At 36.5% G+C, this 25122-nt stretch carries 28 protein-coding genes; 7 read left to right on the top strand and 21 right to left on the bottom strand.

Annotated features, from left to right (window positions below; all coding sequences use genetic code 11):
- Nucleotides 1-37: 37 nt before the first annotated feature.
- From VB694_RS19940 to VB694_RS19890, 11 genes are all read right to left on the bottom strand, one after another.
- Nucleotides 38-964 carry a 5'-nucleotidase, lipoprotein e(P4) family gene (locus tag VB694_RS19940; protein ID WP_323362075.1) on the bottom strand — a complete coding sequence of 309 codons (927 nt, stop codon included), beginning with the start codon at nt 962-964 and terminating at the stop codon, nt 38-40.
- Nucleotides 965-1063: 99 nt separating this feature from the next.
- Entirely contained in the window at nt 1064-2263 is a 1200-nt protein-coding gene (locus VB694_RS19935) for a phosphate/phosphite/phosphonate ABC transporter substrate-binding protein (RefSeq protein WP_323362074.1), read from the bottom strand.
- A gap of 80 nt (nt 2264-2343) precedes the next feature.
- Complete coding sequence (locus tag VB694_RS19930) at nt 2344-2529, bottom strand: EVE domain-containing protein (protein ID WP_323362073.1); 186 nt, start codon at nt 2527-2529, stop codon at nt 2344-2346.
- A 101-nt stretch (nt 2530-2630) separates the two neighbouring features.
- Nucleotides 2631-2930 (bottom strand): hypothetical protein, encoded by a 300-nt coding sequence (locus VB694_RS19925; RefSeq protein ID WP_323362072.1) that lies wholly within the window; start codon nt 2928-2930, stop codon nt 2631-2633.
- Between the two features lie 73 nt (nt 2931-3003).
- On the bottom strand, nt 3004-6303 hold the full coding sequence (locus VB694_RS19920; protein ID WP_323362071.1) for an SNF2-related protein: 3300 nt from the start codon (nt 6301-6303) through the stop codon (nt 3004-3006).
- A 30-nt stretch (nt 6304-6333) separates the two neighbouring features.
- Nucleotides 6334-8031, bottom strand: a complete 1698-nt coding sequence (locus VB694_RS19915; RefSeq protein WP_323362070.1) for a sigma-70 family RNA polymerase sigma factor — start codon at nt 8029-8031, stop codon at nt 6334-6336.
- A gap of 64 nt (nt 8032-8095) precedes the next feature.
- On the bottom strand, nt 8096-8560 hold the full coding sequence (locus VB694_RS19910; RefSeq protein WP_323362069.1) for a hypothetical protein: 465 nt from the start codon (nt 8558-8560) through the stop codon (nt 8096-8098).
- A 27-nt stretch (nt 8561-8587) separates the two neighbouring features.
- Nucleotides 8588-8986, bottom strand: coding sequence for a hypothetical protein (locus VB694_RS19905; RefSeq protein WP_323362068.1), 399 nt, complete (start codon nt 8984-8986; stop codon nt 8588-8590).
- Between the two features lie 18 nt (nt 8987-9004).
- Nucleotides 9005-9826 carry a KilA-N domain-containing protein gene (locus VB694_RS19900; protein WP_323362067.1) on the bottom strand — a complete coding sequence of 274 codons (822 nt, stop codon included), beginning with the start codon at nt 9824-9826 and terminating at the stop codon, nt 9005-9007.
- 3 nt (nt 9827-9829) lie between these two features.
- On the bottom strand, nt 9830-13126 hold the full coding sequence (locus VB694_RS19895) for an Eco57I restriction-modification methylase domain-containing protein (protein ID WP_323362066.1): 3297 nt from the start codon (nt 13124-13126) through the stop codon (nt 9830-9832).
- Between the two features lie 10 nt (nt 13127-13136).
- Nucleotides 13137-13367 (bottom strand): helix-turn-helix transcriptional regulator, encoded by a 231-nt coding sequence (locus VB694_RS19890; protein WP_323362065.1) that lies wholly within the window; start codon nt 13365-13367, stop codon nt 13137-13139.
- Nucleotides 13368-13966: 599 nt separating this feature from the next.
- Here VB694_RS19890 and VB694_RS19885 point away from each other — a divergent pair.
- Nucleotides 13967-14323, top strand: a complete 357-nt coding sequence (locus VB694_RS19885) for a hypothetical protein (protein ID WP_323362064.1) — start codon at nt 13967-13969, stop codon at nt 14321-14323.
- A gap of 47 nt (nt 14324-14370) precedes the next feature.
- Nucleotides 14371-14616, top strand: coding sequence for a hypothetical protein (locus VB694_RS19880; protein ID WP_323362063.1), 246 nt, complete (start codon nt 14371-14373; stop codon nt 14614-14616).
- A 93-nt stretch (nt 14617-14709) separates the two neighbouring features.
- Here VB694_RS19880 and VB694_RS19875 read toward each other — a convergent pair whose 3' ends face one another.
- The 4 genes from VB694_RS19875 to VB694_RS19860 all read right to left on the bottom strand — a co-directional run bounded on the left by VB694_RS19875 (nt 14710) and on the right by VB694_RS19860 (nt 16506).
- Nucleotides 14710-15168: a DUF6636 domain-containing protein gene (locus VB694_RS19875; RefSeq protein ID WP_323362062.1), complete on the bottom strand. Its 459-nt coding sequence runs from the start codon at nt 15166-15168 to the stop codon at nt 14710-14712.
- A gap of 116 nt (nt 15169-15284) precedes the next feature.
- The gene (locus VB694_RS19870; RefSeq protein ID WP_323362061.1) at nt 15285-15473 is read right to left on the bottom strand and encodes a hypothetical protein; all 189 of its coding nucleotides are present in this window, start codon (nt 15471-15473) and stop codon (nt 15285-15287) included.
- Between the two features lie 14 nt (nt 15474-15487).
- A complete protein-coding gene (locus VB694_RS19865; RefSeq protein WP_323362060.1) occupies nt 15488-15802 on the bottom strand; it encodes a hypothetical protein in 315 nt (104 codons plus the stop codon).
- A gap of 56 nt (nt 15803-15858) precedes the next feature.
- Nucleotides 15859-16506: a glutathione S-transferase family protein gene (locus VB694_RS19860; protein ID WP_323362059.1), complete on the bottom strand. Its 648-nt coding sequence runs from the start codon at nt 16504-16506 to the stop codon at nt 15859-15861.
- Between the two features lie 208 nt (nt 16507-16714).
- Here VB694_RS19860 and VB694_RS19855 point away from each other — a divergent pair, with 208 nt between their 5' ends.
- The gene (locus VB694_RS19855; RefSeq protein ID WP_323362058.1) at nt 16715-17056 is read left to right on the top strand and encodes a hypothetical protein; all 342 of its coding nucleotides are present in this window, start codon (nt 16715-16717) and stop codon (nt 17054-17056) included.
- A 104-nt stretch (nt 17057-17160) separates the two neighbouring features.
- Here the strand turns inward: VB694_RS19855 and VB694_RS19850 are convergent, their stop codons facing one another.
- Nucleotides 17161-18147 (bottom strand): D-Ala-D-Ala carboxypeptidase family metallohydrolase, encoded by a 987-nt coding sequence (locus VB694_RS19850; protein WP_323362057.1) that lies wholly within the window; start codon nt 18145-18147, stop codon nt 17161-17163.
- Between the two features lie 238 nt (nt 18148-18385).
- On the opposite strand from VB694_RS19850, the gene VB694_RS19845 reads away from it, so the two are divergent.
- Complete coding sequence (locus VB694_RS19845; RefSeq protein WP_323362056.1) at nt 18386-18937, top strand: hypothetical protein; 552 nt, start codon at nt 18386-18388, stop codon at nt 18935-18937.
- A gap of 14 nt (nt 18938-18951) precedes the next feature.
- On the opposite strand, the gene VB694_RS19840 is transcribed toward VB694_RS19845, so the two are convergent.
- The 5 genes from VB694_RS19840 to VB694_RS19820 all read right to left on the bottom strand — a co-directional run bounded on the left by VB694_RS19840 (nt 18952) and on the right by VB694_RS19820 (nt 23127).
- Nucleotides 18952-19293: a hypothetical protein gene (locus VB694_RS19840; RefSeq protein ID WP_323362055.1), complete on the bottom strand. Its 342-nt coding sequence runs from the start codon at nt 19291-19293 to the stop codon at nt 18952-18954.
- A 39-nt stretch (nt 19294-19332) separates the two neighbouring features.
- Nucleotides 19333-20292, bottom strand: coding sequence for a tyrosine-type recombinase/integrase (locus VB694_RS19835; protein WP_323362054.1), 960 nt, complete (start codon nt 20290-20292; stop codon nt 19333-19335).
- A 700-nt stretch (nt 20293-20992) separates the two neighbouring features.
- Nucleotides 20993-22078, bottom strand: a complete 1086-nt coding sequence (locus VB694_RS19830) for an amidohydrolase family protein (RefSeq protein ID WP_323362053.1) — start codon at nt 22076-22078, stop codon at nt 20993-20995.
- Between the two features lie 72 nt (nt 22079-22150).
- Nucleotides 22151-22447, bottom strand: a complete 297-nt coding sequence (locus VB694_RS19825; protein WP_323362052.1) for an HNH endonuclease signature motif containing protein — start codon at nt 22445-22447, stop codon at nt 22151-22153.
- Nucleotides 22448-22785: 338 nt separating this feature from the next.
- Nucleotides 22786-23127, bottom strand: coding sequence for a plasmid partition protein ParG (locus VB694_RS19820; protein WP_323362051.1), 342 nt, complete (start codon nt 23125-23127; stop codon nt 22786-22788).
- A gap of 34 nt (nt 23128-23161) precedes the next feature.
- Between VB694_RS19820 and VB694_RS19815 the strand changes: the two genes are divergently transcribed.
- The 3 genes from VB694_RS19815 to VB694_RS19805 all read left to right on the top strand — a co-directional run bounded on the left by VB694_RS19815 (nt 23162) and on the right by VB694_RS19805 (nt 25117).
- Nucleotides 23162-23410, top strand: a complete 249-nt coding sequence (locus VB694_RS19815; protein ID WP_323362050.1) for a hypothetical protein — start codon at nt 23162-23164, stop codon at nt 23408-23410.
- 409 nt (nt 23411-23819) lie between these two features.
- On the top strand, nt 23820-24041 hold the full coding sequence (locus VB694_RS19810) for a DNA-binding domain-containing protein (protein ID WP_323362049.1): 222 nt from the start codon (nt 23820-23822) through the stop codon (nt 24039-24041).
- A 2-nt stretch (nt 24042-24043) separates the two neighbouring features.
- Nucleotides 24044-25117 (top strand): trypsin-like peptidase domain-containing protein, encoded by a 1074-nt coding sequence (locus VB694_RS19805; RefSeq protein ID WP_323362048.1) that lies wholly within the window; start codon nt 24044-24046, stop codon nt 25115-25117.
- Nucleotides 25118-25122: the final 5 nt, after the last annotated feature.

The following is a 25122-nucleotide window of genomic DNA, read 5'->3' as shown; positions in this document are numbered from 1 at the left end:
CTATGCAATCTCATAAATAATGAATAACTAACTAAAATTACTTAGCCTCCCAGCGATTTAAAGACTCCCGACGTTGTTGGTTTCTTTCTGCTGGTGTCATCTCCAAACCACTTTGTTTATTAAATGCTTTGGGGTTATACATTCCTATTTCCCAGTTGCCATACATAGGATTAGGCATAGCAATATAAGCAGGTTGAATTGTTCCTTTGTTAACATTAAACATACCGTAAAAATTACGTTTCTTGTCCACAAAGTCACGCCGTTGCTGATTACTATTACCTGCTGTTTCATCAAAATCATTGAGGTTATCCCCAATCAAGGCAACTATTGTATATTTGATTTTATCTGCACTGCCATTTTTAACAGCGTCTATTCGCCATTGTTTAGAATTATCTTCTTTACTATTAATAATTTTGCTAAACTCCCCTTTGAGTAATACTGTATTTTCATTAGCTTCTGTAAACCCCACTGCTTTTAAGTTATTGATAGTCGATGTTTCCAAATCATTGAGTTTAGAAGTCTTGACACTCTTGGCATTACGATTAGAAACAAAGAATACTTTACCCCCATTTTTATTGACATAATTAACAAATTCTACTGCTCCTGGTACAGCTTTAGCTTTTTCTGCTTTAATCCATTGATTCCATGTAGTAGTTTCATAACCTTTATTACTATCTAATAACCCTGCTTGATAGGCACTATTATCAAGAACTGTCTCGTCAATATCAACGATAATGGCAGGACGCGAAATGTTTTTTGATTTAGCTGTATCAAAAGTCAGTTTAGCTAGATTGAATGCCTGATAAGTTAAAGCTCTGTATTCTCCAGATTGTTGCACCCAATTAACTGCTAACATCCCCTGTTGATTTAGTTGTTTAGTGGTAATTTCTGCTGTATCTTGCTGCAATTGTGAAAGTAGTAGCACGGGTACTAATGCAGTAACGGTAAATGGTAGTTTAGGCATTGGTGGTTATGGTGTTTTTAATTTAGATTTGGTTTGAGGATTTTTTCTGCGATCGCCTATGGCACTGGTGTACCAATCGCATTATAAACGTAAGTATTGCTAATTTTGTTCTAATACAGTTAATTGATTAGGGTTCGTAATCTGTAATTCAAGTATTGCTCCTTTTTTTTGCGGTACAACATCAAAAATTTTGACTTGTTTCCTTTGTAAAGCAATTGGATTAGAAGCACCGGGAACTTGATTTAAAATTTTGCGCGGTATAACTATTAAATAATTATTCTTATCTTCTCCCGCTAATTTAAAAGATTCTATTTCAGCACTTTTACGACTCCATCCATTAATTTGACCTGATATAGTTGAGGTATTATTAGAGGTATTATATTTTTGACTACTAGGATTAGTCTTACAGTAAAAATCAACAGGGTTTTGTTGGAAATTGGCACATCCTAAAATTTCTTCAGTTCTTTGAGAAATCTTTATTAACTGTGAGTAATCATATTCGTCTCCACTGCCATAATTAGCTTGTTTTTTAATATCCTCTGGTGCATTGAGTAAAACGGTTGTAATTATTTGACGGTCAGATTCAGAGAGTCTAGGAGATAAATAAACGTTAGCACCAGGAATTTGTTTACTTATATGAATAATTCTTAAATCCTTGTCATTCTTAACTGCTGAATCAGCCGCAGCACCTACATCAGCTTGTCCGGTTTTGACTAATTCTTTGATTTTGGATGACTTATGACCCATATTTACTTTCAGGCTTTTACCATATAAATCATAAGAAGCCACATAAAAACTAGATGCTGAATTAAAATCACCCATAGCTATAGTATGTGTTGGTTTTAAATCACTAATGGATTTAATAGGACTATTAGCTTTTGTAAATAATGTAGCTTGGTAATACGGAGGCAAATCTGGAAACATTCGCGCTACAAAACGATAATCGTTATTTTTAGCAGCTACAGAAAGTATTGGTGATAAGGTAAAAGCAACATCCCACTCCTTATTAATCATTCTTTTTATGGCTTCTTCGTAAGAAAGGTTTTCATCACCATCAATAATTATTTGGACTTTATTACCAAATTGGCTGTTTAGATAATTATTTAATTCTTCATAATTACTGGGTTTGCTTAAAATTCCTAAAGTTAAGGAGCTTATTTTTGGAGTAGAATAAATGTTCCCAGGAAAAATAAACTTAAAAAAGCTGATGCCTAATAGCCCTAACAAACCAATACTAAGCATGAAGGCTATACTTAGCTTCACCAAATCTTTAATTCCACTTTTTTGAAGATCAGACATAATTAATGACACCCTTTATTTTTAGATTGAATCGCTAATTACCCAGCAGCACCAAAACTAATTATTCTCGTTAAACTTAATTAAAATATAGTATTTCTGATCGCATAGATTCCAGCTTCTACACCAGATACCCAAATCAGCACCCCATCACCAGAAACTATGTCTTTGGCATAGCGTGTGACTAACCATGACATCTGCTCAAAGTCTCTAATGCCGTCCATGATTCGGTAATATTTGGGGTTACTCTGAAATAACCAATATGCCATTACTTTTTTCCCTCAAGAATTTGGTGAGATGGGACGGGGGGCGATCGCCTATAGTAATATTGCTTCCTTAATTTCCCTCAAGAACGGAAACCGCCATATTTCTAAATTTGTAGTAATAGCTTTAACTCTCTCCCAAAGCGACCCCAATCTTTAAACCAGTAGGGGATATACATAACCAACAAGCCAAACATTGCACTCAAGGCACAAGCATTTAAGATGATGCTAGGTATATCATGGGGTGGTGTGGAATTAGCAACTAGGTAACAAATAACTGCTAAACCTAAAGACCATTCTCTTAATATCAAACCTAGCTTTAATCCAGGTATGAAAGCACAGAACATCAGAACATATATTAATGGTGTAAACAACGATGTGATTAGTATTTGTTGAATTAATGGCATGGGTCTTACCTCTGTTACAAATTGTTAAATAAACTGGGATAATAGTCTGAGCGATCGCAGCCTAACCCATCCCCTAAGAATCGGGTTTAAACCACTGATAGCAAATCAACTTAATGTCTTTTTGTTCAATGATTTCGGCGGGTCTTATGTCTTGGTCATCTGTCAGTTCCTCATATTGGTCACTCTCCACAAAATAGTTATCTAACTCAGAAATGAGTAAACTAATATCCTTATGAGATTTAAAACTCTCCCAAATCTTTCTAACATCTCGTTCATAGCTCCTATAATTAACTGTGGTGATAACTTTTAATACCTGCTGTTTTACCTCCTCCTCAATTGGTTCACTTTGAATAACATCAGGAATGCTGTCAGGATTGGTGATAGCATGATAAATACTTTGCAATAACTTAGTCATTGCTGGTTTGAAACCTTTAGCAGTCTGTTGTTTTTGAAGCGATGTCAACAGATTATTAACTGCCCTATCTAAAACCCCAAAGATTCTGTTATCAAAGGGAACTGGTAATAGCTCATCTGGATTAGGAAAGTCTGATTCTTGGCATTTGAGCCAGTTAAAGATAGTGCGTTTATCGCTAATTAGTCTACTGGGGTCTAAAGAAATAACCCCTTGAATGCGTGGGTAAAAGTGCCAAAAGTTTTTATCCCCAGTACGGAAAGCAAAGAATATACCACCATCATTAATATCAGGGTGAGTAATGTTTTTAGTTGAGGTGCTGTGAATCCCAAAGGGTATATCTTCAATTAGTTCTTTACTGGCCTGTTGTAAAAACTCCAGTAACGGTAATCTCATTTCATCCAATGACACCAAATCACTAACTAATTCCAATTCTTCCAAAATGGCCTGTTTCTCAGCGTCGGTTTCAGCCATCTTCAGACGATATAATTCTTCTAGGGATTTTTCAGAAATTATTTCACCTAGTACACTACCGTCTAAACCTACCTCACGGTCAATATTAGCAATACGTTCTTGTAATCTTCCGACTAAATTTAGTAAATCCTCTAAACCCTGTTCTGGGAAGCAGTTGTAAATAAACAGTTCTTCATAATCAGTGCCTAAACGGTCAATCCGTCCTGCCCTCTGAATCATTCTGACTGGATTCCAATGTAAATCATAGTTTACTAACACCCCGGCATCTTGGAGGTTTTGACCTTCTGAAAGCACGTCTGTACAGATGAGAATATCAATTTGATTTTCTAGCAGTGTGGCTAATTCTTCAGTGTCTTGAGCATTGGCTTTAGGTGAAAAATGCTTGACTGTTTCTTCTCGTAATTTACCAGGACTGTCACCAGTTAAAAGTTTAATCACTGGTTCATGTCCATCAACTGCCATTGCTGATAACCATGCTATGTCTTTTTTAAGTTCTTGATGTAAGTAATTAGCTGTATCTTTGAAGTAGCTAAATACTAATATTTTCTGTCCTGATAGTTGGTTTTTCAGTAGTTCCTTAAATGCTATTAGTTTCCGGTCATAGTCTACATGATCGGCTGCTGAGTTTTCAATTTTATTCAAAACATCAATGATATTATTTAAAATTGCCAAGTCAACTTTAATTTGATGTTCTAGTTGGTTGATATCGTAGCTAGTAATATCAATTTCTTCTAGGGATTCAATAATATCATTAACTGTTGTATTCTCGTCTTCATCTTCAATTACTAAAAGTAGGTTACGGAAGTTTTTACTATCTAATAGTTTACCTTTTTGTGTAAGGATTTCATAGAATTTAGACTGAAAATTTCTTTGGTTTGTGATACTACGTTTAAATGCAATCAATGAACTTTCAAATCTTTTGAGATATAATGATTTTTGTAGAGCTACTAAAGCATCGCTTCGTTTAATTTGATACTCATCATCTTTTTGTTTTTTCTTTTTGAAGAGTTTAAGATTATAGGGTGATAAAGTTAAGTTATCAATTTGATTACCGATGTTAGCATATAAACCAGCAAAGTTACTTTCAAAGCTATAGGTAAAATTTTCTAATTGGCGTTTGGGGAATTTAATTAGTTTGCCATTAATGCGAATTTCTTCACCTGCGGCTTGTCTTCTGATTACATCTTGTCTGCTGCGTCTGACCATTGTTTGCATCAACAGTTCTGTAATCTCAATACCACCTTTAGACAATGCTTTAAAATAGGTTTTGAGATTGGAAATTTCCCATTCTCGATAATAGGTTTCACTACCACGGGTCAATAATAAAATCTGATGATAAAGGTCATAAATGCTAGTATTAATCGGTGTAGCAGTTAACAAAGCTATGCGTTTACTACGTTTACCACTATTAACTAATTTTAATAAATTACGATAGCGATTAGTGGCACTATTCCTAAAATTATGGGATTCATCAACTACCACGATGTCATGACGATTATATCTAGAAATATCAAAGTGATCACGGCTGATTTCTTCATGAGAAACTATATCAGCTTTGATACCAAAGTCATCTAGTTTTTTATGCCATACTAAATCCCGCAGTTGTGCAGGACAAATGACTAAGGCACGGGGAACAGAACCGCCTGGTTTTCTCAGTTTTATTAGATAATGTTCTATTAACCTCAATCCAATAAATGTTTTACCAAGTCCCACTGCATCTGCAATCATGCAACCCCGGTGTTTTTCAATTAGTTTGACTGCTCTTTCAAATCCTTCTTGTTGGAAACTTGCTAGTTCTAATAATGTACTACCTTGACCAATGATAGTATCATCCTTAAATAGTTCGTATAATACCTTGAGAAATATCTGATAGGGTGTATATGCCTTACTGCCAAATTTGGAAGCATTCAGGGCATCAATTAATTTGGCTTTGTAGTCAAGGTCAACGCTAGGGTCTTTCCAGAAGTTTTCAAACCAGTTATGTCTGAGGTCTTGAGCGATCGCCCCAATTTTGTTGATTATGTTTAGCTCGGTATTACCTTCTAAACCGGCTGGGGTGAAGTTGGATGAACCGACGATACTGTAATTATCAAAAATATAGGCTTTGGCGTGAAGAAATTGTTTTTCTCCATGTTCACCAAATAACCTGACCTGTACATCATCCCTTTGTAAGTAGGCTATCAATCGTTCTATTTGTTGTTGGTATTCAGAAAGTAGGGGTTTTTCATCTATTTCTTTGTAGAGTTCTTTTTTGAAGTAACGGATTAGGTCAATGCGATCGCTCTCCCCTGGTCTAATGGTGGGGTCACGTCCCAGCAGTAAACGAAAACCTGTGAGTTGGTTCATTGCAGTTTCTAATCTTACCCATGCCTCAATGCGGAAGAATCCGGTGGCGATATCAAGGGTAAGCTGTCTTTCATCCTTGATGATGGTTTCAAGGACATTTTGTAGGGTGTGGTGGGAGTTGTCTATGTAGTCTGGTAGCATAATTCAAAATAATAATTGTTTGCTGATAAATTAAAGCGTTTCTATGATTTTATAAAACTGATTTTGGGCTTCTGCAAAGCCTGGACAATCTTCAGTAACATTCCAAATTGCACAAATTATTTTTGTGTTACTAAAGCCAGGGCAACGTCTAAAAACTTTAATTTTATTTTTACAGTCATCATCATTCAATAAATTTTTCACTGATTGTTGCTGATAATGGACTTTGGGTTCAGGATTTAAAATTTTTGGTTCAGGTTGAAACTCATATTTATAATACTGGTTTCTGATTTTTTTAATAGCCTTGTCTTCAATTTGTCTCACTCGTTCTCGTGTTAGATTATATTGATTACCAATTTCTTGTAGTGACTTAGGATTTCCATCTTCAATACCGTGGCGTTGTTTAAGTATATCTGCTTCTTTAGGGCTGAGATGAGCTAACAATTCCTCTACTGTCATTGAATTAATAAGCTCTGTCTCTATAGATTCTTGAGAGTCAGAAATAATATCTTCTAAACTCATATCTTCGGAATTAGCTATAAGAGCATTCCAGGAAATTGGATTGTAGAAAGTTTTTATGGTAAATAAAATTTCTTCTATAGGTTTTTCTAAATAATTAGCTATATCATTGACAGTGAAGTTAGATACTCCTTGTTTAACTAATGCTCGTTCTGCTTTTTTAATTTCATGTAATCTACCCCAAAAATGAACCGGAATCCGAATCAAGCGTGAAGAGTTACATATATCTCTTCTAATTGCTTGTTTAATCCACCAAGTTGCATAGGTTGAGAAGCAATTACCTTTAGTTGGGTCAAACTTTTCTGCTGCTTTAATTAAGCCTAAGTTGCCTTCTTGAATTAAGTCTAATAAATCTAAACCTCTATCCTGATATCTTTTGGCAATTGATACAACTAATCTGAGATTTGATTCTACTAATTTATTTTTAGCAGCATAACCTACCGCTAATTCATCATATAATCTGGAAATGCTGAGATTATTTATGTCTGCCCATTCACTATTTGTAGGCACTCTATTCAGAAGTTCACAAAGAATAATGTAAGATTCTTCTAGTTCATTTAACCTGATAATTTTACGTGATAAAAGTATTTCATCTTCTGGTTTTAATAACTTGGTTTTACCAATAGCAACTAGGTAATCCCTAACGGTATCTCTGTTTCTATTAGCTTTTTTCTCTTCTTTGCCAATACCTAATTTTTGAGCATTTAATAAAACTTTATGCTGTGTTTGATATAAACTTTTGGGGTCTAGGTTATGCGCTGCTATCCTTCGGAGTAAACTTAAATCATATAAACTGATAGATTTTAAGTCAATGAGAATTTGACGAGTGCCAATCTCTAATTCCATTTGAGCGTTAAAACTCTTGAAAGGACTTAACAATAATAATTTCTGGTAATTTACCATGCCTACAATCAGGAAGTACCCAGGACGTTTACATAAACTTTGAGCAATGGATTTTAGATGTGCGATCGCATTGTTTTCATTAGCCCAGCAAGCGGGGTTAAGTTGAAAGAAAAATACCTGTAAATCAGAATCTCCCTGTTTAGCAATTAGATAAACTGTGTCAATGATTTCTTGATTAGTTTGGGAAAGTCCTAAGTCGTTAGCATCAGCAGGTTCACAGCAGGTATTGTAACCAAGTTTGCCAAATAAACCTGAGATAGATTCGGGGGTTTTGATATTTTCTAAATCTTGCCAGCTAAGAGTTTTCATTAAATTGCTCACCTCCTTGGATATTAAATAATTGCATTGTAAATTTCAGAATATAAAAATTAGCTCATTTATTAGTAGCCATTAATACACAACCACCTAAAAATAAAAAACCACCTATATTAATGAAATTAGATTTGTCATTAAGTAAGCCTATATTATGAGTGCATCTTGAAGAAAATGAATATTCACTGCTCTCACAAACAGTAGTTTCAAATTTAATAAAGCCACCCATCATAATCAATAAACCAACAGAAAAAAATAACTTTCCTGCTGATGAAAGACTCCGATTAGAATATAAGCCATTATTTTTAGGTCTAAATTCAGAGTTGTTGGTTTCTTCAGTGTTAACCTGAGCTATTAATTTTTTAGGTTGCTGTTCATTTTCTTGACTTTGGTTTGTACTTTTAGCAACTACTGGGTTGCTTTTTGCACTTGTCCATCCACAGGAACGACAAATTAATTTTCCAGAGTTAAGGCTAACTATTTCTTTTTGACATTGAGGACAGTTTCTTGTTTGTTGAGCTTCCATATCTATTAAGCCTAAAAAATTATTTCATTATGAATATAAAGACAAATACTGTTCTGCTTGCAGCTTCAATTTATCCCCTTCTAAAAGCACCTGATCAATATAATCTTTAACATCCATATAAGGTTGTCTCACGCTAATTTTCTCTGACTGAATAGCCCTTCTGGTACTTTGTCTTAATTGACCTGCTAATTTGCGTTTACCAAATAAATCCAAACCAACAGAGATGATACTATCAGGGGTCGTTTGTGTAGCTTCTTGATTAATTTCTCGAATAGCTAAATTTACCTCTTTTTTAATTGCTCGTAGCTGTTTTTGAATTAAGCTGATATTTTTGACTTGTAGCTTCACTGATTTGGGGTTATCTAGGATTAAAGCCATTTGTTGTTTTAGTTGATAAATTTGGACTTGGGTTTGTTGTAAATTCATATTTACCACCATTTATGTTTAGCTACTGGGTTTAAGTCTTCTATTAATTGGTTTAACTTCACAACCAATAGCTTCTGAAATTAACTTACATTCTTCTGGACTAACGTATTTTCTAACATACGCGGGGAACTTATCAGGAATATAAGTTTCTTCTAACCATTGATGAAATGTTCCTAGTAATTCATAAGGATAAACATTAGCAGGTTGTTCACCTCTACTATCTGGATACCAGTGAGGATATTTTTTTAAAGTAGAAGTATCATATTTTTTTTCTTCTTTTAGCCAATAACACCATGCTGAACCTACTGAAATATCAATGGTTGCTTTATCATGTAAAACTATTTTTTTGGCTTCTAAGTTTCTCATTAATTTAGCTATTTCCTCAAAAACACACCACGTTCCTTTGGGTAATTTAGTATTTTGCTCAAATAATTTTAAACGTTCATACCAAGCACGCTGATAAGGATGTAAAATTAGTGGTTCTGAATTAGTGGGAGTTTGACCTTTTAAAAGCCACTGCTGTACCCACTCAGAAACCATCATTTCAAATTCAGGTGATAGCCACATCGCAAAAGATATAGCAAGGTTGGGATGAATCCAAATCTCTCTATCTTTACCTTCTCCCTTTTTTTGAACTAGGTCATAAATCTCAATTCCTGTCTTGTTGTGTAGTAAGTTTAAAAATTCATGAGTTCTATCTTTTTCAAACCAACTATTTGGATTTCTCTTTATTAGAGTTTGTAACTCATAAGCTCTAGTTAACTTTGTTGCGTTAATATAACCATCATCCTTACGCTGACTAACAATTAATTCACCAACTTGATGTTCTATATATTGCATAAGCTATACTCCTTTAATAATCTTCATTTCCTCAGCAGTCAACCCATACAAATGAGCAACCCTATCATCAATTTCCGCCTCCCATTTCTCTACACCAACTCCTTTAGCATCAAGGCACTTTTGAACTAGGGTTTCTATCGCTAGGCGGTCTGCTTCGGGGGCGGTGGGGATGGGGATTTGTGAGACATATTGGCGTTTTAATCTTAACCGTCCTCCTTTTTGAGAATCACCTAAAACAGCCGCATTCTGACATAAGTAATTCCAAACAATTTTAGAGTTTAAAACTCCCAAAAGATATAAATTGTTACCTATGATTGTAAAAACTGTTGTTTCAAGATAAAATCCATTTTTATCGAAAGTAAATCTTGCTTCCTTAGCTATATCAGGAAATACTATTTTGGGCTGATAAAAATAAGCTGAATACTTAAATTGGGGTTGTTGTAATTCGTACCAATTCTGCTTGGTAGCTCGCTGCTCCAGTCTTTCTTTATATGTTTTTAAATAGTTAATAACAGCACTAATTTTTGATGTATCTATACCGTGATACAAATAAATTAAATATTTGTTTTGATAATTTATATGCCATTTTCTAACATCATCTCCAAATATTATCTTTTTAATCATATCTTTACAGTCTGGAGACTTTATTATTAGCTGTTCTCTGGTAGTTTCATCAATAATAAATGCTTTATTAAACCCAGTTTTTATTCCGTAATATATTTGACCATTGACATATTTATCTAAGGAAGCAAATTTTAATTCAAGTAAACTAATAATATTAGCTGATTGTTGATAATTTAATGTCCATTTGTCTTCTTGAATAGCAGTATCAGGTAAGATATGACCTTGTTTTTTAAGAATAGTAGAAATATCAGGATAAGGTGCTTCTAAAGATTTCACCTGAGTAAATAATATAGATTGCTTTTTAATAGTATTATTTAAAGCAATAAATATCATAGGGAAAGTAGCAGCATCAAAAACAGGTAACTCGCCAAAATCAGTAATACTATGAATTTGATAATTATTTGCTAAATGTTTACGAAGATTAGTACCGTAATTAGCATTAAGCCACTTGTTAGAGGATATATAACTTAATAGCCCTTTTTGTTTCAGCAATCTAAATCCTTGCTCATAGAAATAAACATATAAATCAGCCCTACCCGTATAACATTCATATTCCTGTTCTAAGGCTGGCTTTAAGTCTTTAATCTGTTCCATCCTCACATAAGGCGGATTACCAATCACCACATCAAAACCGCCCTTATCCTTGAACACATCATTAAAATGCAGATGGTATTGGAAGAAATTAAGCGATCGCTCTCCACTTTCCACATCAGCAGCAAACTTATTTAATTCTGCCAACTTAGTAGCAATATCAGCTTGTTCCTTCTCTAATGCCTTAGTAACCTTTTTAAGAGATTTAACCTTGTATTCAACTTCTTGCTGTTTACCTTCCCAATATTGGCGACGGTCATTTACAGCAGTGCGAAACACATTAGCTTCAGCTTGTAAAATCTGCGATCGCAACTGATATCTTTCTTCAGTTTGGGCATCAAAATAACGGCGTTGCAGTTCTAGCAGTGGTTGAATAGCTTGTTGAATCGGTGTTACTGCTAACATCAACTGCTGTTCTTTGGTGGGATCAGGTATTAACCTTTCACCATTGATAGTAGAAATCAGAGAATCACCGCACATTAACTTATAATCAAGGTTTGGCAGTGGTTCTACATCCTCAATATCAGGAATATCCACCACCAACGATAACCACATCCTTAACTTGGCAATTTCTATGGACTCTGGTTTGATGTCCACACCATAGAGATTGTTAGCAATGATTTTGCGTTTTAGCTTACTCATTGCCAAACTACCGCGCTGGATGGGTACACCCTCGCGACGAGCGATAACTTGATATACAGCCAAAATCACCTGCATCATTCCTAGAGGAAATGCACCAGAACCCACAGCCGGGTCAAGGACTTTCACCTCATTTAATGCCTGTTTTAATTGCTTAGTTTGTTCCTTGGTTAGTAATTGCTTTAACTGACTATCTGGGGAATCAGGGTCAAGTTCAATTAGTTCCCTGATAGCCTCCAAACTCATACCCGTAGCATCTGCCAAATACCGAGATAACACCTCAGTACACATAAACTGCACTATACCGCGTGGGGTGTAAAACGTTCCTGACTGTCCCCTTTCCTCTGCGGCCAACATATTCTCAAAAACTTTACCCAACATTTCCGGGTCAACTGCTACATCTTCATCACCTGCCACATTTTCAGCAATCGTGAAGTTATAGCCATTGAAAAACCCTAAAATACTCTCTGGTTCTCCAGGGTCAAATAAAGAATTAGGTAAAGTAATTATTTCCGGTGTTTCTCTACCAGCAGCGTCCTTAATTCCCTCACCATAATCTCTATCAAATAAACCACCATTGAGATAAGGTATTTGTCCCTCACCCCAACGATGCGCTAAATTAGGACGGTCTTTATTCAGAGTTTCAAAAAATAACGGTTCTAATACTTTTGCATAATAATCTGTTTCATCAGGTTCAGTTTTCAATGCTCTGTAACGATTAGCCAAAAACCGATAATCACTAGCTAAAAATCCTTTCTTCTGGAGGAAATATAAAAACATAATGCGTCCCATCAGACGCTGTGAAAACTGATGTAACCTATCAGCATCAGCAAAGTAAGGATAATCATTATTTTCCTTGACAGCTTGCTGTACCTTGTCAAATATCTGCTTGTAACCTCTATAGAAAGACTTGGTTAACTTCTCAACATCAAACGCTTCACAGTGGGCTTTATATAATTCCGGTGACGATAAACCCCTAACAGCTATTGCTTCTAATCGGTCACGGTCATAATTAGTAGGATTAATAGCATCAATTAATAACTTACGAATGCTAGTTTTTAAGTTAAGGTTAGTATCATAATTTTTACGAGGATTCACCAACATTAATTGGTTAAAATCCTTGTTAGTTGCTAATAATAAAAATTCAGTTTCACGTTGACAGATAACATTAGCGATCGCTCTCATGCGACTACTAACGGCATTACTAGAACTCCATTCATCAGGATGTAGTTGAAATAGTAATACTTGCAAACCGCCGTTATCGTGGTCAGCAATTAGGTATGAATCATAAATAGCCTCAGTGCTACGGGCTGGGAGGTGTAAATCTTCAATATTTAAAGGTTGAATAGCAGCGTTATAACCCAGTTTTTGAAACAGGGCTGCAATTTTCTCAGGACTACGAATATAAGTTGATAAATCATTCAACTGCAATAAACGCTCTGGCATTTTGACACCTTTAATTAAAATACTTCTGTCTTAAATCCTTCCCCTGTTCCCCCATCTCCTCCAGCTTCTGCTTAACAAGTTTCATAGCAATGGGTGAAGGCTGCGATCGCCCATTTTCCCAACGGTTAATAGTGCCATAAGTGACACCTAAACTAGCTGCAAATTGTTCCTGTGTAAGTCCAGTTAATAGCCGCAGTTCCCGAATCAGCCCCCCAACTTCGGATGGTTTGACTTTTAACATCTGGTTTATTGCCTGATGTAGCAAGTGATATATCAATTAACATAATAATTCCATCTAAAAGCAGTTGTAAAGACTTTCCTGTATTATTTTTTGTTTAGTTTCTTTGCTAAATAGAGAACTAATGTTATAAAACTTCAGTAAATACCCCAGCATTGACAATGAAAGTTAGGGAATCACAACAGTTTAGTCAAACACTGCATTTTCATATCAAACCACCAAAAACACCAAACATAGCAGGTTTCAATGATTCTCTTACTCTTTGTGCTTAGTTCCATAACCCGGTGAATATACTGGATTGCTTCTTCATAAACATTTTATATTTGGGGATTCTTGAGGGAAAAATAACGCCACATTAGAAGACCCCTATTCCAAAATTCTTAGGGGAAACTTTACCCTTGCGCGACTGACTCCATAAATTCCGGGGTTTCATTGTCACAGGGTAATTGATTTAGCGAACTGCTTATAGTCTTAGCGATCGCATAGGTTATCTATTCATTAGGTATCAACTCAACCAGTATCTATTCATCACCCCCCCATCCCCTAAGAAAAAACTAATAAAAACATTCTGATAAAATTCAACTAATAGCAGAGGTGCAGCCATGAGCAAAGGATTCGGAAAATCCCAGAGAACAAAGTTAGATATATTATCAGAGTCAGCTATCAGGTATTGTCAGCAAAAATATCCTGAAGCACTGGATAATATCTTTGATAATAATTCCCTAGAATTTAATCATCAACTTTGCGATCGCGTAATCCTGGCCTTAGACATTGATACTATTGCCTGGTTTTGCGCTTATTTATGTTCAGAAATTAATGTCAGTGCCGACAACAATAAACCATATCCCATTGGTAAATTAGACCTCTTGCACAATTGTTTCTGTGGTACAATTGAAGGTTTTAGGTTTTATGTGTGTTTGGGTGTTGTTGCGATCGCAAATTTAAAGATGGGCGTTTAATTCTAACTTTTGGATAAAATTAAGGCAAACCCCTATTGTAACATAAAATGAATTCTGCAAGAGGTCTATTATCAGCTGTGTTGATCACTCAGGGTCTAGAAATATTTACAGACTTTACACCATATCCCGGTCAACGGCTGCTCGTTGGGAATCCAGAAAAGTTTAGAACCCTACCGCCGGAAATCCAAGACCAGGTTAATCAATTTTTTGAAGTGCAGGAGAAATCAACTGAAGAAGCACAACAAATACACAACACCATTCTGCAAGAACTACAAACTTCTTACCTCAATTAAATTCAGTGTTTAACTTGAGGCAATGCCTACGGCAAGTGAAGCGATCGCTCTAACTGTTGCTGCTGTTGAATATCGCAGAATGAAACAATTAAACTAGGGTTGTGATAATCCCAATACCCGCCATTTTTCCCGACTCAGAAAGAACCCAATCCCAGTATTATTAGTACAAGTTAGTCCGTTTTTTTGGGAAACACACTTAAAGCCGCCATGATTCCAAGTTTGACCATAACCAAGGACAGATTTATTAGGGTCAGCAATGGTATCACTAATGCAAAGAATTTCCGGTCTACTTGTTGCAGGTAACATCAAACCACGTCCCCAGTCAAATCCGCAATATCCAGAGTAGGGTTGAGGAGGCTTAGGTTTGAGTGAACTAGCAATCTCACAGCGCAAACTGTTGGTATTAATATCTTCACCTTCCATTAACTCACAGAAAATGTTACCGCTGGGAGTCTTAAACCCTTTCGGTGCAGCAATACTTACCTGTGGTATTGATAATATTATTGTAACTATAACCGCCAAAGCACTTAGTTTATTGAGTTGTTGATACATATTCAGAACTTGCTTATTATTAACCCATATCCTACTATGTAAAGTTGATTAGCAGTTAAAAAATCAACCAAATCTTTTCAGGCGATTCCTACGGATCGCACCCCATCCCCTAAGAATCAATGACCCTGATAAATCCATTCTCTTCCTGCTTTTTCTGCGGCTTCTGGGGTGTAGTAAAGTTTACGTTCACCAAATACCTCACCACCAGCACTAATTAAGCGGAACTGCCAGCAATGGGATTCTGTGTAAAATACTAATAAAGTGACATTTTCAATCCCAACAACTAAATGAACTGTAGTAGACATGATGATTTTAGTGTTTAATCAGCATACCCAATACCAAGACCGTGCAGACAATCATTAACATCTTGTAACTCAGCACCACAGTAATAGTATTGTTTATCTCTGAGGTTTACCAAATAAAATCCAGGTTTTCCGCCATTAATTCGGAATAGTTCAATCATTATTTTCTGGGGACTTAACCCAAAACGGTGTAATCTTTCCTCTAATGCTAAGTTAACTGGTACATTCTTGGGATTATAAAAAACACTGTCCCCTGGTTTAAAATACCATGTTGTCCCTTCGCGCTTGACAATCAGATAATGTAAAGGATGGATGATACTGGTGGTAGACATAAGCTAAACTTTAAAGAAATAGCGATCGCTATAACTGAGGTAATTTTAAATATTATTTACTCAGAATGAACAGGAACTTGAGCATAATAGTTTTCATCTGCACGATTAAAAGCTGGACGCTGCATTAAATTATCAATATATTCAGTTAAAGAGTCATCTGGTTGCATCATTCCTAGTTTTTTAGCCCACAGTAAAATACCACCCACCACCACATCAGCAGCAGTCAAACTATTGCCAACTAAAAAATGTTTACCATGTAGTGCTTCTTTTACAGGTTCGGACACTCGCTGAAACCATTGATAAGATTCTTGTTTAGATGTTTCTGACCTAATAAACCCAGGCAATAGTTTTTCTGGTAGATTTGGTAAAATATTAAACATAAAATGCTCAACAGGTGCTTCTAAAGTGGCGGTAGCATAAAACAACCATTGATAGTAATAGGCACGATGAGGACTATCGGGTGCTGGTGCAAAACCTTTATCTAAATATTTATCTGCAAGGTAAGCACATATAGCCGCAGATTCAAAAATTGTTGCTTCCCCATCTACTAAAACTGGTACTTTACCATGTGGGTGCAGTTGTTTATATTCCGGCTCTTTTGTCATTGCCATAGTCACCCGCACCATTTCATAGGGTATTGCCATTTCTTCTAATAACCAGCGCGGACGTACTGCTCTAGTGGTGGGAATGTAATATAACTTCATTTTTTGCTACTCCAGTTAACCTTATTATTTTTGGACACAAATGCTAATTAACTGGAAAAATTCATTTAAATTTTCGATTCTCTAAGCAGCACGACTACCAAAGACAATTCTTTGAGGATCAGATCATTTATGCTAATAAGTAAACATATTGCATTTTAGTTGTCTAGTTTAATCAAAGCATACTTGTATAAATATAAAAATTCATATTATGCCTAAAATTTCAGAATGTAACCGTTGTTTATTTTACTCACACAATCCCCATCTTGTCTGTGCGGTACATCCTCATGGTGTGACAGGTGATAGTTGCCTGGATTTTAGGGAAGACCCCAACGCAGAAGAATTATGGCAACCGGAAGGGGCAACTTATTACAATGGTGAATTGATTTTACAACCACCGCAGTTAACAACAGAACATCAATTAGAACTGTTAGAAACTCATCCATTATTTACAGGCACTTGTCCCCAATGTGGCGCTTTTTTCAATAGAGATTATGTCTCACGGGTTCACTGGGATTGTGATATTTGCAACTGGAAGGATGACAGTATTTGATTCTTAGGGGAAATTTATTAGTGGGGAATTGAGCGATACCTACGGCGGGTGCTGCGATCGCAATTAGCAGTGAGCTTAGAAAACATGAAGAAAGGGATAGTTAATTAAGGGTTATCGGATTGTGAATTAAAAATATCACCAAATCTTCTTTTTCCCTCCTTCATATCTAAATGTAAAACATCAGGAAAGCTATTAGGATGAGTACCCATACCATAAGGCCAATCTTTTAATTTAGCTGCTAACTGCTTTGCTGTATAACCTTTCACTTTGATATCCACACCCTGTCCTGTAGTATGAGAATCTGGATTACCTCCTATTCGTCTATTAATCGGTACTGGATAATACCATCTAACAATTTCAATTTGAGAATTTAGCTGATTCTGAATTTTTTGAAGTTCTAAAGCCATTTTTTCAATATTTTCCCTTACTTGAGTAGTTGTAGGAGGTTTTACTGTTCCATCTTTCATAACAATAGCTTGCGCCCAAAGAAAAGTTCCCCCTTCAACAATTGGTTCTTTTTTTCTGACTTTTTCAATCCAAATATCATAAGGGGTATTCAGAATATTGGGAATTAAGCCTAAATCACTTTCAATTTCTTCTTTTGATTTTTGAAGTTGATTTATTAGGATTGTATAACTAGCATCATTACCTCTCTCTGCAATAATCTCAAGATTTTTCTCAATACTGCCTAAACTTGCTTTTCTGTTATCAAAATCTTTGAGTAAAACTTTGTGATATTCTTCCCAAGCTTTTTTTGAGTCAGGGGGAGCAAGTAAAGAAAAATATTGAGCAAATCTTATCCTTTCAATCAATTTTTTAGTCATTACATCATCTTTGAATTGACTGAAATGTTTTTGTTCAATATCTTGTTGTTTAAGTTTAATTTCTTTCCATTGTATAATAGTTGTTACTATGGTTGAAAAGACTCCTAAAACTACTGTGCCTAAAATAAATTTATAAAAATCAAGTCTTAGTTTGTATTTCTCCAAAAGAAAATCTTTATCTATTTCTAAACTATTCTGATTTTTTACCACAACATTTGTTTCCTCTGGTATCTCTACATAAGGATTGATCTCAGATTTTTCTGTCATTGTCCTATACCTTGTATAATTAAAGCTTTTATGAATCAATAATTACAAATAAATATAGTCCTACGCAAGATTACTTTATTTTTATTAATGTCTGCCAACTCATTATCTTCATGACAAAACTAAATAATAAGCGTTCAGGTTTGCATAGCCTTTGCATAGCGATCGCCACCCCTGCAACTCCAAACCAAATTCTTAGGGGAAATTTTCATGTAAAATTGATATCATTAACGATATCGCCATGAATAACAGCACCCCACCCAGCCAAATGATCCGTGTGCCGACTGCACTAATTCCAGTAGTACGGCAACTATCAAAAATCCACCGTAAAGGACACACAACAGAGTTACTGCAAGCATTACAAGAATTGATTTCACAGTTTGATAGCAGTGTGGAATTACCAGTTACCGAGATACAGCAGGTAGAAAATAAACTAGAATCACTCTCTACTCATCTCTGTAAACAAGATGAACTGCTGGCCAGTAAGTTAGAAACTTTAGCTAGACACTTAGAAAAGATTGAACGGGCTGTAGCTTCTGGTAGATACAGTGGTGGTAATTCTAGACCACGGCGTTCAGCGTATCCATACCAATATCAGCAAGCAGTAGAAATTACGTCCTTTGCACCGGAGAATTTAGCCATGCGGTTAGGGGTGACACAACAAAGTTTAACTACAGAACGGGAAACCAAGAGCGAGCAGGAATTTATCAGTTGGTCTAGGAATCGTGACCCCAGTGGTTTGGGGTGGAAATTTCAGGTAAAAGATGGGTTGTATTATCCTGTTAAGCAATAGTAAATAATATTAATTTAAGAGTTGTCTATAACTATGAATAATGATTCAACTAACTCATCAATGAGTTTACCGTCACTGGAACGTTTAAGTTGTTTAATATCTACGCGCACTTGTGAACCAGCTTCTACCTTTTCCAGTAGAAAGTCAGAATATTTTTCAATTGACTGTTTAGCTTGCTCCTTTTTCTTCCAGACTTGAGCCTCCTTTAGCATACTTGTTACCCCAATAAATTCCTCTCCAGTTTTTTCATGAAAGTCATTATAATTGGATCTCACAGCATAAGCTTTGACTTCTGGCATTAACTGTAAGATGTATCCTAATTGTTTTTCTGGCTTTACACCAAACCCTTTAGCCATTTTTTTTACTTCTAAAAACTAACTACTAATAAAATATTATCACTTCCGCTTGGGAACACTAATAGACTGCACCGCTTGACGCTTAACTTCCTCACCCCGACGGTCATATCTAGAAGTGAGTTCTGGTGAAGCATGACCGGCTAATTTCTGCACAGTGACAATATCAGTAGAATCTAATAACTCAGAGATAAAAGTTCTTCTAAAATCGTGAGCAGAGAAATTTTCTACACCAGCTTCTGCTCCTCTTTTCTGCAAAATAAATAGCACAGATTGGGGTGTTAATTGCCTCAAAGTCACCGCCCCGGCTTTATTAATATGACAGATTAAAGCCCCAGCTTCCCGCCCTCTAATTTCTAACCAATCTTCGATAATTGACAGCGCCCCATCTGGTAGGTAAACAGTTCTATCTTTACCACCTTTACCACTGCGGATTTTAACACTCCCAGCATGAAAATCACTCAGCAATAACTTGACCAATTCCCCCCGCCGTAAACCTGCACCCCGCAAAATTGCTATTAATGCCGCATCCCTGTAACCAATGGGAGTGGGATCTGCAAAACATACTTGCATCAGGGCATTAATTTCAGCCTCTGATAAACAACGCCCCTGTAATTCCTTGGAAACTTTGATATTAGCGATATCCACCGCCCGCTCAAAGTCCCTAGCGTCCATCCATTCCAAACGTAAAGCTTCTTTCAAAACCCTCCTTAACGCACTCAGCATTTTATTAGCTGTCGCTGGTGCGTACTTCTCCATTAGTATACTGCGTAATACTGCTGTGTGCTTATAACGCAATGCAGCCCAATCAAGAGTCAGGGCATCACAAGTGTTACCTGTGAGGATTTTGGCGATCGCATCAAGAGCCTGTTTCATTGCTGGACGTGAACCGGGGGAAAGGGAGGAAAGATAAACAGAGGCAGGGTGTTCAGTGATAGGAATAGGAGCAGTCAACGCTAGGGAAGCTGCACTTATTTCACCTATATCGGTAGACTCACTCATTTACTTATCTGAAGGTTGCTTCTCGCAAGTTATATTCTCATAAGTAATATTGTAGTTTCCCCTAAGAATTTTTTTCACTCTTTTCCTCAATACCGTATTTCCCCTGTAGTTTTTATCTTTTGGCAATGCCTACGGCGTTTCCCTGACAAAAATCAAAGAGGGCGATCGCTTTGGTCAATTTCTATAAAAATTTCCCTCAAGAAAATTCTGCACGGTGTCCCCAATATCTTTTTCCCCAGCTTTCCTAGTTTCCCCTAAGAAAATCTAGAGTGCGGTGTCATGACTGCTTTTACACAAAAAATCCCCAATAGTTTTACACCAGGGGACTGTGATTACCATTTTCTGTGAATATAGTGCAAGTGTACTATATAAAAATAATATTGACAATGGGTGTGGCTGCTAGTGGAGTTTACCGAGTTTGCTTGGTTTTCCTCTAAGAAAAGGGTAGGAAAGCGATGCCTACGGCGTATCCCTCACGGGAGCGAAGGCATAGGTATCGCCTATTGTTGCACCCAATCGCATTCAGCACTGTCATGCGATCGCCTAGTCGCAGTTTCCCCCAAGAAAATCTAGAGTGCGGTGTCATGACTGCTTTCACACAAAAAATCCCCAGTGTGAACTACTGAAGATTTAATATCAAGTATTTTATTGTTTTAATGCTGCTAACTCTGTACTAGCAACTTAGGTTTATGGAGTTGATTTAAGCCAAACCGTAAAAACGACTGGGATTATCCCACACAATCTTTTGTACAGTTTCTTGAGATAACTGTACCTCAAGCTCTAAAAGCGTTTTCACGATGTCTGGTTTATGACCCATCTGAGGGTAATTAGAACCAAAAATCAAGTTATCAGAACCGATATAGTCAATTATTTGAGGTAAATAAGGTTCAGAAGGTTCTACTGACACAAAACATTGACGACGAAAATACTCTGATGGAGGCATTTTTACATGGTTTTTAACCTCCCGATGTAAGTTTTTATATTCTTCATCCATGCGCCACAACCAATAAGGTAGCCAACCACAACCAGACTCTAAAAACCCTACTTTCAATTGAGGATGACGTTCTAATACTCCTCCTTCAATTAATGCTAACAATGCCATCATTTGTTCCATCGGATGCGAACAAGCGTGCAGGGCAAAATGAGTATTAAATCTATCCGCACCTGTAGTTGGCAAACGGCTATGTGTTCCTTCATGTATGGCTACTGCTATCTCCAACTCTTCACAGGCTGTCCAAAATGGTTCATAAGCAAAATCGCTCAAAATTCGTCTTTTAATAGGATTAGGACGTAAAACCACAGCTTTCCAGCCAAAATCAGCTATACGATGTAATTCTGACACCATTTGCTCTGGTGCATGAAGATTAATTGCACCTACTCCTTTCAATTTGTCTGGAGCATAACTACAAAATTCCTCATATAACCAAGTATTATAAGCCTGGGTAAACGCTCCCACTACTTCTGGTGGCATGGTATCAATAGCAAAAAGCCATAAACCATTAGTTGGATAAATAAAGGCGATATCTATTCCCATCTGCACCATTGATTGTAGATGAGATTCTGGATCATAACGTTGAAAATAAGCATTGCGGTGAGCCTCCATCATCTGCTGATTGCCAGCGTCTCGCATTTGTGGAGATATCTTTTGTGCAATGTCTTCCCCTTGAATTTTCATGTCTGCTGAGGGTGCATAATGCTTAAATTCAGGAGGCAGGTACTTAGCCCATACCTGTGAAGGCTCAATCACATGGGAATCAGCATCTATAATTTTATATCCGTGCAGCATAGTTAAACCTGAATAATTTTCTAAGGCTATCAGTATATTATTTTACTTTTTATGGAAAACCTTAGACCAAAATTAACAATTCTCAAACCTGGAAACATCAAACAAGCTCAACTGCCCCACCGAAATATTACCCTTACCACCGCGATGATAACTGAGATGACATTTTGGACATAAAGCTACTAGATTCTCTGGCCTGTTGTCGGCGGGGTTGCGATTCCAATGGTGTACTTGTAGATTATATGCACGGGGTTTAGTGGTATTGGGTTTTTCACCAGGACGTAAGCAGACGCGATCGCATTTTTGACAACGCCAACCTGAGTTTTCTTTGATGGATTTAGCTAATTCTTTCCAGTGTTTTGGGTATCCCATAATAACTGTTGAAACTGGATTTTAATATTTTACTATTATCAATTCACTATAACATTTTTATCGGTTTTGATGTGAGGAATTTACCGACATTAGGGATTTATTAAGGTTGTTGATAAATAAAATAGAATTTATTTTTAAAAGTTTCACTATTCATACTATTTCCCTACTAAATATTCTATTTTCATTCATTATATTACGACTGTTATCTGGGAATCCCTGCCAAAAAAGGACAATCATGATCCGGGCTGCATATTGAACGATGCCCACACCCCAACATTAACTTTTCCTCTAAGAATTTTCCATAGGAAGCTGCACTGGGGTTTCCTCTAAGAATGGAATCAAGATTTTTGTTGCTCCCTTGATAACCAATCCTCAATTAATTCTGATACCACATCACCCATTGGTCTATCCTGCTGAGTACAGGCCACCTTAAACCTCAGCTTTAATTCCTTATCTACATACACGCTTAACTCTGCTTTTCCCTCTGGAATCTTTTTAGCCATCATTACACCGTTATCTCGATATCTCGTATTCTCGCACTCCGTTGTTAAACTGGAGCTTTTGCGAGATTGCGAGATTGCACGGTAACAGTTAAGATAAAAATAAGGCGATAGCTTCGCTACACTTCGCGATCGCTCAAGTTCCGGGAAGAATCTGCGATCGCGGGTGTGCTGCTGCAAGCAGTTCGCCTTAACCCTTACAGGTAAATAAATCATGACACAAGTTCAAAGTTTTTTATCAGGTGTAGAAACCAACCAAATCAGCTACTTCAAAGAACCCACTGCTGGCAGAGAACCCCTAAAACATTTATTGATTGGCTCACGCACAGCAGTAATTGGTACAATCCCTAATTTACAAGTGCTTGGCTATGCAGAGGTTGGGGACTGGAGCGACCTTATACCCACAGGTAATGCTGGGGAGTTCATGAGTATTCTGATTAGACAAATCTTGATTAAAAAATAAGTTACCTCAAACGCTATTCTTTCAGCCCCGGTTTTAACTGGGGTTTTTTGATGCTAATTTACAATTTCCCTCAAGAAAATTCTGCACCTGTCCCTAAGACCTTTTCCCCAGTCTTTCAGTTTTCCCTCAAGAAAATTCTGCACCTATCCCTAAGACCTTTTCCCCAGTCTTTCAGTTTTCCCTCAAGAAAAAGGTAGGAGGGCGATCGCAGTAGCTTACCGAAGGTATCGCCTTCGGCGCTGGTGTAGCCAATCGCTCGGCGCTGCTGCAAGCAGTTCAGCTAAGATACTAGCGTCAGCCATAACCCATCGCTTATGTGAAAGACGCTACTTGAGTGAAGAATTGTTTAGAACTAGCAATACTTTGTTATACAGTTGGTAGTATGCCGTAGAGTTACGGAATATCAGCTATGGTCAAACCACAAATCGCTATCAGAATGCCTCCATCTCTGCTGCAAGAACTCAACAACTATGTTGAGCTAACTGGTACGTCGAAAACTGATGTGGTTGTCAGTGCGATCGCTCAGTATATTGGTTGTGCTGACAATGTGCCGTTGAATCAAAGGGTGGGTGAGTTAGAAAGAAAAATGAGTGAGTTGGAACTATTAATAAAAAAGAGTGACATCAATTAAAAATGAAATTATCAGGTTCAGAAACTGAAAAACTTTTTGAGGCTTTGTTAGATGCTTATCGAGATTATGACAAGCTCAAAATCATGGTTAAATTAACGCTAGGGGAAAACTTAGAGAGATTTGCAGGAAGAGGCGATTTAGAAACTGTTGTTTTTAATCTCATTGAATCATCTGAATCAAGGGGTAAGTTAGAACTTCTAATTATAGGAGCTTATGAAAAAAATCCTCATAATCCAGAGTTGAAAAATTTTTATGAAACAGTATTTAAAGGCTTTAAACAAAAAGCAATCTTAGACCCTAATGCTGTTCATCCTAGAGATTTTGGTCCCGATATTGATTGGCATGGAGAGACAAACGAAATTGAGTTACAAAACTTCTTTAAAAAGCAACCAGATTGGTATGATGTTGGCTTTTTACAAAGAATAATTGAACAAGCTAAATCAGTATGTCGCGTTGACTTACCTAATTTAAATATTACAGCAACTGGAGTTTTGGTAACTAGCAAATATATTTTAACTAATTATCATGTGGTTAAACGCAACAATGATGATGATCTAGAAGCGAATGCTAAGAATATTAGGCTTCATTTTGGTTGTTTTAGTTTAGAGGATGGAAAAGAAACCCCCTCAAAATTGTTTCGATTAAATGCTGAAAAACCCATTATTGCTTTTAGTCCAGTAGAAAAATTAGACTATGTTTTACTACAAATTGAAGACACTTTTAATCAAGCTTTAAATTCAGAAGATGCAATGATTAAACCTGCTCAATATTCCAATATTGCCCTTTCTGAAAGCGATGGAATTAATATTTTACAACACCCCAATGGAGAGTCAATGAAGCTTTCTATTACTTGTGATGGTATTACAGGAGTTTATCCTAACAGTGGATTAGTCCAGTATATAAATAAAACGTCAGGAGGCTCTAGTGGTTCACCATGCTTTAATGAAAATGGTGAATTAGTAGCGTTACATCATGCTCAACGCTCTAAATCTTTCGGTTCAATCCGTGAAGGAATTTTATTAAACGCCATTTACGATAATTTACTTCAAAAATCTATTCAAATTAAACTTGATTAATTAAT

Source organism: Anabaena sp. UHCC 0451, assembly GCF_034931405.1.
GTDB lineage: Bacteria > Cyanobacteriota > Cyanobacteriia > Cyanobacteriales > Nostocaceae > RDYJ01.
Note: the sequence above shows the minus strand (reverse complement) of the source record. Positions and strands in the feature narration are given on the sequence as shown.

What these genes read in the sequence shown, in the direction of transcription:
- VB694_RS19810 (WP_323362049.1), top strand. Translation starts at nt 23,820, where the DNA reads ATGGTCAAACCACAAATCGCTATCAGAATGCCTCCATCTCTGCTGCAA.
- VB694_RS19825 (WP_323362052.1), bottom strand. Translation starts at nt 22,447, where the DNA reads ATGGGATACCCAAAACACTGGAAAGAATTAGCTAAATCCATCAAAGAA.
- VB694_RS19850 (WP_323362057.1), bottom strand. Translation starts at nt 18,147, where the DNA reads ATGACAGAAAAATCTGAGATCAATCCTTATGTAGAGATACCAGAGGAA.
- VB694_RS19940 (WP_323362075.1), bottom strand. Translation starts at nt 964, where the DNA reads ATGCCTAAACTACCATTTACCGTTACTGCATTAGTACCCGTGCTACTA.
- VB694_RS19875 (WP_323362062.1), bottom strand. Translation starts at nt 15,168, where the DNA reads ATGTATCAACAACTCAATAAACTAAGTGCTTTGGCGGTTATAGTTACA.
- VB694_RS19865 (WP_323362060.1), bottom strand. Translation starts at nt 15,802, where the DNA reads ATGTCTACCACCAGTATCATCCATCCTTTACATTATCTGATTGTCAAG.
- VB694_RS19925 (WP_323362072.1), bottom strand. Translation starts at nt 2,930, where the DNA reads ATGCCATTAATTCAACAAATACTAATCACATCGTTGTTTACACCATTA.
- VB694_RS19870 (WP_323362061.1), bottom strand. Translation starts at nt 15,473, where the DNA reads ATGTCTACTACAGTTCATTTAGTTGTTGGGATTGAAAATGTCACTTTA.
- VB694_RS19845 (WP_323362056.1), top strand. Translation starts at nt 18,386, where the DNA reads ATGAATAACAGCACCCCACCCAGCCAAATGATCCGTGTGCCGACTGCA.
- VB694_RS19815 (WP_323362050.1), top strand. Translation starts at nt 23,162, where the DNA reads ATGACACAAGTTCAAAGTTTTTTATCAGGTGTAGAAACCAACCAAATC.
- VB694_RS19860 (WP_323362059.1), bottom strand. Translation starts at nt 16,506, where the DNA reads ATGAAGTTATATTACATTCCCACCACTAGAGCAGTACGTCCGCGCTGG.
- VB694_RS19885 (WP_323362064.1), top strand. Translation starts at nt 13,967, where the DNA reads ATGAGCAAAGGATTCGGAAAATCCCAGAGAACAAAGTTAGATATATTA.
- VB694_RS19805 (WP_323362048.1), top strand. Translation starts at nt 24,044, where the DNA reads ATGAAATTATCAGGTTCAGAAACTGAAAAACTTTTTGAGGCTTTGTTA.
- VB694_RS19935 (WP_323362074.1), bottom strand. Translation starts at nt 2,263, where the DNA reads ATGTCTGATCTTCAAAAAAGTGGAATTAAAGATTTGGTGAAGCTAAGT.
- VB694_RS19930 (WP_323362073.1), bottom strand. Translation starts at nt 2,529, where the DNA reads ATGGCATATTGGTTATTTCAGAGTAACCCCAAATATTACCGAATCATG.
- VB694_RS19855 (WP_323362058.1), top strand. Translation starts at nt 16,715, where the DNA reads ATGCCTAAAATTTCAGAATGTAACCGTTGTTTATTTTACTCACACAAT.
- VB694_RS19900 (WP_323362067.1), bottom strand. Translation starts at nt 9,826, where the DNA reads ATGCAATATATAGAACATCAAGTTGGTGAATTAATTGTTAGTCAGCGT.
- VB694_RS19835 (WP_323362054.1), bottom strand. Translation starts at nt 20,292, where the DNA reads ATGAGTGAGTCTACCGATATAGGTGAAATAAGTGCAGCTTCCCTAGCG.
- VB694_RS19840 (WP_323362055.1), bottom strand. Translation starts at nt 19,293, where the DNA reads ATGGCTAAAGGGTTTGGTGTAAAGCCAGAAAAACAATTAGGATACATC.
- VB694_RS19920 (WP_323362071.1), bottom strand. Translation starts at nt 6,303, where the DNA reads ATGCTACCAGACTACATAGACAACTCCCACCACACCCTACAAAATGTC.
- VB694_RS19895 (WP_323362066.1), bottom strand. Translation starts at nt 13,126, where the DNA reads ATGCCAGAGCGTTTATTGCAGTTGAATGATTTATCAACTTATATTCGT.
- VB694_RS19890 (WP_323362065.1), bottom strand. Translation starts at nt 13,367, where the DNA reads ATGTTAAAAGTCAAACCATCCGAAGTTGGGGGGCTGATTCGGGAACTG.
- VB694_RS19915 (WP_323362070.1), bottom strand. Translation starts at nt 8,031, where the DNA reads ATGAAAACTCTTAGCTGGCAAGATTTAGAAAATATCAAAACCCCCGAA.
- VB694_RS19880 (WP_323362063.1), top strand. Translation starts at nt 14,371, where the DNA reads ATGAATTCTGCAAGAGGTCTATTATCAGCTGTGTTGATCACTCAGGGT.
- VB694_RS19905 (WP_323362068.1), bottom strand. Translation starts at nt 8,986, where the DNA reads ATGAATTTACAACAAACCCAAGTCCAAATTTATCAACTAAAACAACAA.
- VB694_RS19830 (WP_323362053.1), bottom strand. Translation starts at nt 22,078, where the DNA reads ATGCTGCACGGATATAAAATTATAGATGCTGATTCCCATGTGATTGAG.
- VB694_RS19910 (WP_323362069.1), bottom strand. Translation starts at nt 8,560, where the DNA reads ATGGAAGCTCAACAAACAAGAAACTGTCCTCAATGTCAAAAAGAAATA.